Source organism: Bacillus sp. 522_BSPC (genome assembly GCF_001076885.1).
GTDB classification, from domain to species: Bacteria; Bacillota; Bacilli; order Bacillales; family Cytobacillaceae; genus Niallia; species Niallia hominis.
Map to the genome: position 1 here is coordinate 1 of NZ_JVDT01000157.1, position 8,483 is coordinate 8,483.

7 protein-coding genes and 2 pseudogenes are annotated in these 8,483 nt (G+C 34.4%); 5 read left to right on the forward strand and 4 right to left on the reverse strand.

Annotated elements, in window-relative coordinates; genetic code table 11:
- Window positions 1-116 precede the first annotated feature (116 nt).
- Entirely contained in the window at window positions 117-1,337 is a 1,221-nt protein-coding gene (locus tag ADJ83_RS13145; RefSeq protein ID WP_081836520.1) for an ISL3 family transposase, read from the reverse strand.
- Window positions 1,338-1,612: 275 nt separating this feature from the next.
- Window positions 1,613-2,449 carry a pyrroline-5-carboxylate reductase gene (gene proC / locus ADJ83_RS13150; protein ID WP_031538390.1) on the reverse strand — a complete coding sequence of 279 codons (837 nt, stop codon included), beginning with the start codon at window positions 2,447-2,449 and terminating at the stop codon, window positions 1,613-1,615.
- 411 nt (window positions 2,450-2,860) lie between these two features.
- Here proC and ADJ83_RS13155 point away from each other — a divergent pair, with 411 nt between their 5' ends.
- On the forward strand, window positions 2,861-3,970 hold the full coding sequence (locus ADJ83_RS13155; RefSeq protein WP_031538388.1) for a DUF1835 domain-containing protein: 1,110 nt from the start codon (window positions 2,861-2,863) through the stop codon (window positions 3,968-3,970).
- Window positions 3,971-4,145: 175 nt separating this feature from the next.
- On the forward strand, window positions 4,146-4,940 hold the full coding sequence (locus ADJ83_RS13160) for an SDR family NAD(P)-dependent oxidoreductase (RefSeq protein ID WP_031538387.1): 795 nt from the start codon (window positions 4,146-4,148) through the stop codon (window positions 4,938-4,940).
- Between the two features lie 5 nt (window positions 4,941-4,945).
- Here ADJ83_RS13160 and ADJ83_RS13165 read toward each other — a convergent pair whose 3' ends face one another.
- Window positions 4,946-5,146 (reverse strand): YqzH family protein, encoded by a 201-nt coding sequence (locus ADJ83_RS13165; RefSeq protein WP_031538386.1) that lies wholly within the window; start codon window positions 5,144-5,146, stop codon window positions 4,946-4,948.
- A gap of 142 nt (window positions 5,147-5,288) precedes the next feature.
- Between ADJ83_RS13165 and msrA the strand changes: the two genes are divergently transcribed.
- The 3 genes and pseudogenes from msrA to ADJ83_RS26875 all read left to right on the forward strand — a co-directional run.
- Window positions 5,289-5,801: a peptide-methionine (S)-S-oxide reductase MsrA gene (msrA, locus tag ADJ83_RS13170; RefSeq protein ID WP_031538385.1), complete on the forward strand. Its 513-nt coding sequence runs from the start codon at window positions 5,289-5,291 to the stop codon at window positions 5,799-5,801.
- A gap of 206 nt (window positions 5,802-6,007) precedes the next feature.
- Window positions 6,008-6,772, forward strand: a pseudogene (locus ADJ83_RS26870) (MCP four helix bundle domain-containing protein); the annotation flags it as partial.
- 309 nt (window positions 6,773-7,081) lie between these two features.
- A pseudogene (locus ADJ83_RS26875) lies at window positions 7,082-7,720 on the forward strand (methyl-accepting chemotaxis protein); the annotation flags it as partial.
- Window positions 7,721-7,764: 44 nt separating this feature from the next.
- Here the strand turns inward: ADJ83_RS26875 and ADJ83_RS13180 are convergent.
- On the reverse strand, window positions 7,765-8,483 hold a 719-nt coding region (locus tag ADJ83_RS13180; protein ID WP_048717928.1), incomplete at its 5' end, for an alpha/beta hydrolase.

Below are 8,483 nucleotides of genomic sequence, written 5' to 3' on the forward strand. Positions count from 1 at the left end.
GGTTCTAAGTCAATTGTTGGGGTAAAATACTAGGCTACCGCGCTTAAGCTTGGTGGCATTTGTATGTTTGGAAGGTCTTAGACCCTCCAAACATACAAATGTTCATTCTCTAGTTTTTATCCAACATGTATTCCAATTCCCTTAAATTGATGTGTTAATAATATCTTGGCACGAAAGCGCTCAAAACTTCTAAATCCAAATGCGTTTCGTTTGATTACTTTGGTGGAATTGTTAATCCCCTCAAGAAAACCATTTGAGTAATTGTACACAAAGCTGTTGAGTATCTCCGTCTGCCAATTCTTGAATGTCTTTATTACATCAGACATCTCTAAAATACCTTCGGTTTTAAATCTTATTAAAAGTTGTTCGAGTTCATATTTGACCTTCTTAATTTGTGTGCTTCCAATTTCTTTAGCCCTTGTAAACCATGCTCGAAAGGCTTCTTTCAGTTCATAGGCCTGCTTTAATTCTTCCGACATAGATAGATATCTCTCTAGAAGCCAACGTTCTTCATTATTTAACTTATCTTTTGCTTTATGAAAGACATGTTTCATTCTCTTACACTTCTTACGATCATACGCATGAAAGTTTTGTTGGACACGTCGCCTAACCTTATCTAATGCCCAATAAATATATCGACAAAAATGAAACCTGTCCGCTACAATAACTGGTTTACCCAGAGCTTCTTGTACAGCTGCTTTAAAGGATGGACTCATATCCATGATTACGATTTGTACTTGCGCTCCATGTTTTTGAAGGTACCGTTTAATCGTTTTTTTATACCGATTTGGAAGAATGTCAATTGGTTCTCTTGTGATTCCATTAGCTATAATTAATTGATATTTCCCTTCCTTGGTATCGCCTTTGTACTCATCAATAGCTATCACTTTTGGCAGCTCTGTGACCGGATGAATTGCTTCTTTGGCTATTTGATCGAAACGACGAACAACTGTTGTTGGGGATGTTCCATAAACTTCTGCCGTCTCTTTATATGTTTTTCCTTTTATTGCTTTGATTGCAATTGCCTGGTTCCATTCGATCGTACTACGCTGATAACACTCTACAAACGTGTTCATTTCAGAGAATCGCTTTCCGCAAGCACAAACATATCTTCTTCTTTTATAGAACAACAGCGTTTTTCGTTCAAACCACTTCAAATGTTTGATTTTTTGAATGCGATAATCATGAATTCGATTGGTTTGACTGCCACACTTTGGACAACAGTGCGGTTTACGCTCCATCTCTACATAAACATGAATATATTCTCCTACTTCTTCTACGTTTTTTACCAGCACATCTTTTAATCCTGGAATAGAAATGTTAAAATTCATATACACGCATCTCCATTTCTTTACTTGTTTCTCGACAATTCAAGTATAAAAGAATTGGATGTATGCGTGTATTTTTTTGCATACAAATTGTAGGACAACCCCAACAAATATTATAGAGCCGAAGGAAAAAAGGCTGTTGTCACATTGAAGCCAACAGCCTTTGGTATTGTATGAATACATTAGAGTGATAGTCACTATTTATCCCACTGTGTCTTAAACACCAGTAATAAGATTTAAGCATATGAAATGCACAAAAATAGGTGGGAAATGATTACTTTCCTTTATTTAGGAAGCTTCAAATCGTCCGTAAGTGCTTTTCCCATTCGTTTCGATTGGACAGTTGCTTCTTGAATACATGTAATAAAAGCTTTTTGCACATCAAATTCCTCTAGTATTCTTATTCCTGCTTCCGTTGTTCCTCCAGGACTTGTCACATTTTTACGGAGCTCTAGAGGCGTTTTAGATGATTTTGCGATCATTTCAGCAGCACCAAGTAAAGTTTGTACAATTAATGCATTAGCTACATCACGATCTAGCCCGATTGTAAGACCACCTTTCTCCATTGCTTCTACTAAGTAATAGATATATGCGGGACCGCTTCCTGAGAGCCCAGTTATTGCATCTAATTGTTCTTCCTCCACAAATGTAACGAAGCCAACAGTCTCAAACATCTCATGGACGAATTGTTTTTGCTCGTCTACTACAAAGGGGTTGAAGGAAATTCCAGTAGCAGATTTGCCAACTGTTGCCGATGTGTTTGGCATCGCTCGGGCAATTGGAACTTCTGTGCCGATTAATCGTTGTAGGCTGTCCATACTAACACCAGCGAGAACAGAAATTAGAAGGGTTTTTTCCGAGAGATAATCCTTCCATTGAGCAATTGCCTCCTTTACATCTTTCGGTTTCATTGCGAGAATGATGACATCTGCTTCTGGAATGATTTTTTCTAAGTTGAAGGAGTAATGAATGCCATAACGCTCCTGTAATTCAGTAAGTCTTTTGACATTCCCACGATTTGTGACAGTTATAGCGGTTGGTTCGATTATTTTGCTTGAAACTATTCCGGAAATTAATGCTTCGCTCATGGAACCAGCTCCAATGATAGCAAGATTGTTCATTTTCTTTCCTCCTTTTTATAATAATTACAGTTACTATGAAACAAGAAAAACCTCTCATCCAAAAGAAAGGACGAAAGGTTTTTTCCGTGGTACCACCTTAGTTTCCATATAAACAGCAAATGGCATGTTTATACAACTCTTCACCGGTATCGACGGATTACGTTTGGGTTTGCCCAACTACTCCTAAGTAGGTGTAACGAAATGGACATTGATGTAGTTTTTCAGCCTTAGGAACTTCACTCTCTTGCAAGCCATTACCATCTACTATTCTTAATCATCGCATTCATTTTATAAATTTATTTGATTATGCAAGATGGAGGGCTTGTCTGTCAATAGAAAATTTGTGTAGTAGGAAAATTAGCTACAAAAATGTATAATTTAACTAAGTAAATTTAAATAAGGAGATTGCTAATGAAGAGTAGAACAAACGGTTCTTATGTATATTTTTTGATAGATGATCATCTCATTTATAGTTACAAAATCGAGTCACATACATATATTACTTTACATGACTTAAAGACCACAAACCATTCTGCTCTATATGAAATTAAAAATAAACAAGCGTTTCAAGATTTTGAACATGAAAGTAGCGAAGCAGTTGTAGGTACTGGATTATTTTTAGATGAAGAGAGTTTAAAAGAATTAGTTACACCTATTAATAAAGTAATCAAAAAACAAAAGAAGAGAGAGACAGTGAAAGAGAAGAAAGCGATTCATTTAGTTGCCTCACAACATATTGCAAGTAGATTAACTATGGACCTTAATGAGAATATCGAAGTAATCGGCTTAGATGCAGCCTTTATGTATGGTCCAATTCGTCAACTTGATGAGCATTATGGCCAAAGAGAACGGTCTGAATGGATTTTCGAAAACATAAATCGGGAATTTGAGGACAAAAATCCATACATGATTGCACTAGCTAATAAAATAAATAGTTTAGATGAAATCAATGACGAAAGACCCGTCTATATCTGGTGTGGGAATAATATCGAAGAACAGTTAGCATTAAGATTTTTTATCTTTATGTTGGAAAAAAAACCTAATTCCATTTCCATTATCAACACATCGGAAGCCCTTGAAAAAATAGCACCAACTGAAAAGTTAGTGGCAAATACTGCAGAAATAAAAAGCGGGATATTACAATCTATATTTGAACATATTGATAGCAGTTATGTTATTACAACAAATCAAAAACAAAGATTTGGAATGGAGTGGCTATCAATAACAAACGCTGATGAGCTTTTACGAATATGGGAAAATCAAGAGATTATACCGGTAAATCTGGGTTATTATGATCAAACAATTTTGAAAGTATGGAAAAGAATGAATGCGAAGGAAAGAATAGAATACATAATGGCTAGTCAGCTTATTTGGAAAACGATAGAGGAAGAGAATCTTTACATCGATCCTGACTTTCTTGAATATCGGATTCGCCACCTTGTATATGCAGGCGTGTTTGAGATGAAAGGTATCCCTAAGAATATGAGACGCTATTTTGTTTGTTTGAAAAAAGAAGCGTAAAGAGCTAGGTTGTTATTTTTTATCTTCTATGCAAAAATAGTTATGAAAATTTCTCTTATCAAGAACGTGAAGACCAAGAGACTAAATATAGATTATAATATTTTAACATAGTATTTGCTATTAATAAAAATAGTGCGCAGCATTTTTTCTATATGTTTGCGCTTTTTTGAGGTGAATGATGAAGGAATTAAATGGAAAGAACATTGTCATTACAGGTGCTTCATCTGGCATAGGAGCGAAAATTGCTTTAAAAGTAGCTAGCTTGGGAGCTCGTCCCATTCTTCTTGCTCGATCAGAAGATAAGCTTGCTTCTATTTGCGAGAAAATAAATAATCAATTTCCCGTTAAAGCTATTTATTTTTCTTTAGATGTTAGCAATACGAACCAAGTAAAAGAAGTATTTGCGAAAATATATCAAGAGGTCGATTTTATCCATGTCTTGCTGAATAACGCAGGTTTTGGCATATTTGATATGGTGCATGAAGCCACTATGACGGATATTGATCATATGTTTCAAGTGAATGTGATGGGGGTTATAGCTTGTACAAAAGAAGTTTTGCCTTCTATGTTAGAAAAAAACAGTGGGCATATCATCAATGTCGCATCACAGGCAGGTAAATTAGCCACACCTAAATCGAGTGCCTATGCTGCGACAAAGCACGCTGTTTTAGGTTTTACAAATAGTTTAAGAATGGAAGTTTCTCCATTCCATATCAAAATTTCTGCTGTAAATCCAGGACCAATCGAAACGGCCTTTTTTACTACTGCAGACAAATCTGGAAACTATGTCAAAAATGTTCAAAAGTATATGCTATCGTCCGAAAAAGTAGCAGATAAAGTAACAAAATTAATCATTCACCCAAAACGTGAATTGAATCTTCCTGTTTGGATGAACTGGGGAAGTGTGTTATATAATTTATTTCCAGGGATTGCTGATAAGTTAGTGGGTGGTATCTTGAATAAAAAATAAACACACTAAAAATAAGGTGAATCTGTAACATAACCATAAACAACATCTTGAACAATATCATAAAGCTTATATGTAGGATGTCGTTTTTTTAGATTGATTATTTTGGTAGACAATTCATTTATATCATTGGAAGAAAGCATGTTGCTTTCGACTTGATACTGCTTAAGTGCTTTTTGAATCATTTTTTGAAGAAGTAATTTATTCATTGATAATGTTCCTTAATACAATAAAATAGTATCTTTCTCCAAAGTATTATATACTAATTTTAATCGAATAGGAGAGTTATAGATAATTTTCTTAAAATAATATGTTGAAAAATTAATTGTAGCAGCTAGGGAGATGGGAATTATGGAAAAAGCAATGTTTGCAGGTGGATGTTTCTGGTGTATGGTATCTCCATTTGAAGAACAGCCAGGGATTGGAGGAATTGTTTCTGGCTATAGTGGGGGACATGTGGAAAATCCAACATATGAACAAGTTAAAACAGGAACAACTGGTCATTTTGAAGTCGTGGAAATTACATTTGATCCAGACTTGTTTCCATATGAGCAGTTATTAGAATTGTATTGGCAACAAATTGATCCGACAGATCCAGATGGGCAATTTCATGATCGTGGACCTCAATATCGAACAGCCATTTTTTATCATAATGATAAACAAAAAGAACTTGCTGAGAAATCGAAACAAGCAATGGCCGAAAGTGGAAAATTTAAGAAGCCAATTGTTACATTAATAGAACCAGCTGCGACATTCTATCCAGCTGAAGCCTATCATCAGGATTATCATAAGAAAAATAAGACGCATTATAAAGAAGATAGAGAAAAGTCTGGAAGAGATGTGTTTATTAAAGAGCATTGGTAAAAAGATAAAAGCGAATTTTGCTAAGCAAGCTATCTTTAATGATAGAATGTAGCAAAATTTGCTTTTTTGTATCTATTTAAGTTTTTTTACTATATTTTTTCCTGAAAGTTTCGTTATTCGAAATTTTTTTGTTTTTTTAGGCTAAAGTATTGTCGATGTATGTCGATATGATAAAGGGATTAAATTAGTGAAATGAGGTAGCTTCAATGAGATTTTTACAAAATATTAATATTTCAAAAAAAATAATGATTATCATTATGTTTAGTGCAATAGCATTAATCTTAATCGGACTATTTGGGATATATGGCATGAAGGAAATGTCCAAAAACACTCAAAAGATGTATGAAGAAAAACTATTACCTAATACATATATTACAAAAATACAAAAATATCGATATACAAGCGATAGCTACATTATCGAGTTAATGATTACAGAAGATGAGAAGAAAAATCAGGAATTGTTAGAAGCAATAAAAAAGAATACGGAGGAGTCCGACAAGTATATTAAAAAACTTGATTCGATAAAACTGTCAGAGGAAGAGGCAAAGGCATATAAGATATTTAAAGATGTTTCTGCTGGCTTTGATCAACTACAAGATCAGGTTATTTCTTTATCAATCAATAATTTTAATGATTCAGCGTATAGTTTATATACTAAAAATTTACGAACTAAAACAAATTTTATCAATGAACAATTGGATGAACTTCAAAAAGCAAATGAGGAAAAAGCAGAACAGATATCCAATGAAAATAACAAGTATTATACGACAATGATCTATATATCTTGGGGAGTTATAATTATAGCTGTAGTACTTGCTGTATTATTTGGTCTCTATATTTCTGCTATGATTGTCAACCCAATTAAACGTCTAAAAACTTTAATGGAAAGAGGAGGACAAGGAGATTTCTCAGAAAGGTCGAGTTATAAAGGGAAAGATGAAATAGGTTCTCTATCTGATAGTTATAATAGGATGGCTGAAGGAATGAAGGGCCTTATTGAAATGTTATCGGAAACATCCCATCATCTTGCTTCATCTTCTGAACAATTGAGTTCTAGTTCAGAAGAAAGTAGCAAAGCAAGTGAACATATTTCTGAAACGATTCAGGAGCTTGCCGAAGGTTCTGAAACACAAATGAGATTGATGGAATCAAGCTCAGCCGATATTCGTAATGTAAATGAAACGACTGGACTTATAACAGTACGTGCAAAAAAAGTGGCAGAAACAGCAGAGCAAACAGCAGAAGTATCGCTTGAGGGTGCGAAACGTATTTCAGAAGTAACGACACAAATGAAATCCATTAATAATAATATGGTGACGCTTGCCGAATCAATAGCTACATTAGAATCTAGAATAAATCAAATATCCGATATTACAATGGTAATATCGGATATTTCTTCCCAAACAAATTTACTAGCATTAAATGCAGCAATCGAGGCAGCAAGAGCTGGCGAACAAGGAAAAGGTTTTGCAGTTGTTGCAGATGAAGTAAGGAAATTAGCAGAACAAACTGCAGGTTCTGCAGAGCAAATTACCAGCCTTATTAGTCAGATTCAAACTGATTCTAAGAATACTTCTTTATCGATGACAACTGCTGCAAATGATGTAGATACAGGATTAACAATTGTTCAAGATGCAGGAGAATCATTCCATAGAATCGAACAATCTGTGCAAGAACTAGTTATATTAGTAGAGGAAGTAAGTCAATCGCTTGATCAATTAAAAGAACATACTAATACGATTAATGGTTCGATTTTGGAAGTGAATTCAATGGCAAGTGAAGCAGCAGCTAGTACAGAAAACGTATCTTCAGCTACTGAAGAACAAGTAGCATCGATGCAGGAAATAGCAGCATCTTCGACTTCATTAGCACAACTCGCAACCGATCTACAGGATAAGATAAAACAATTTAAGATATAATAAGAAAGAGGAGACATGCTAAAGAAAATCATATCTCCTTTTCTTTAATCACTTTTTACATATTCCGTTAAAAAGTCATCAATCGCTTTCTCATAGGCTTCTTTGTTCTCATTATAGCTTTGAGCATGAAATCCATTTACTGCGAAAAATAATTTTTTGGGACCCTGTTTTTTATCAAAAAGTTTTTGAGTCATTTCTGGCAGAATAAAATCATCTTTTTGACTATGGATAAATAACATTGGGCTTTTAATCTTATCAATAACGGAAATAGGAGAGATATCCTTTATGGAATATCGAGCCCTTGCTCGCAGAAATAAATTAGCAATGGGGATGAAGACTTTCCCAGGCAGTTTTATCTCCTGTTTAATTAGATAATTTAGCTGTTCGGTAAAATCCGAAAATGGACAATCTGCTATATAAAAGTCAGCGCCATCCTCAATTCCTCCAGCATAAAGAATCATCGTTGCAGCACCCATCGATTCCCCATGGATGCCTAAAATAATATCTTTTCCTTTTTCTCTTTTTACCCAGTCTACAATTTGTTTTAAATCAAATTTTTCATAATAACCGAAGCTTGTATTTTTTCCGCCAGATTCTCCGTGTCTACGATGGTCATAGATGATTCCATTAAAACCTCTTTCTAAAAATAAGTTCATGTATTTAATCGAACTCGTTTTATTTTCCGTTACTCCATGTGAGATGATGATATATTTCTTCGTATCATAAGGTTCCACTAGAATAGCTTTTAACTCATAGCCATAAG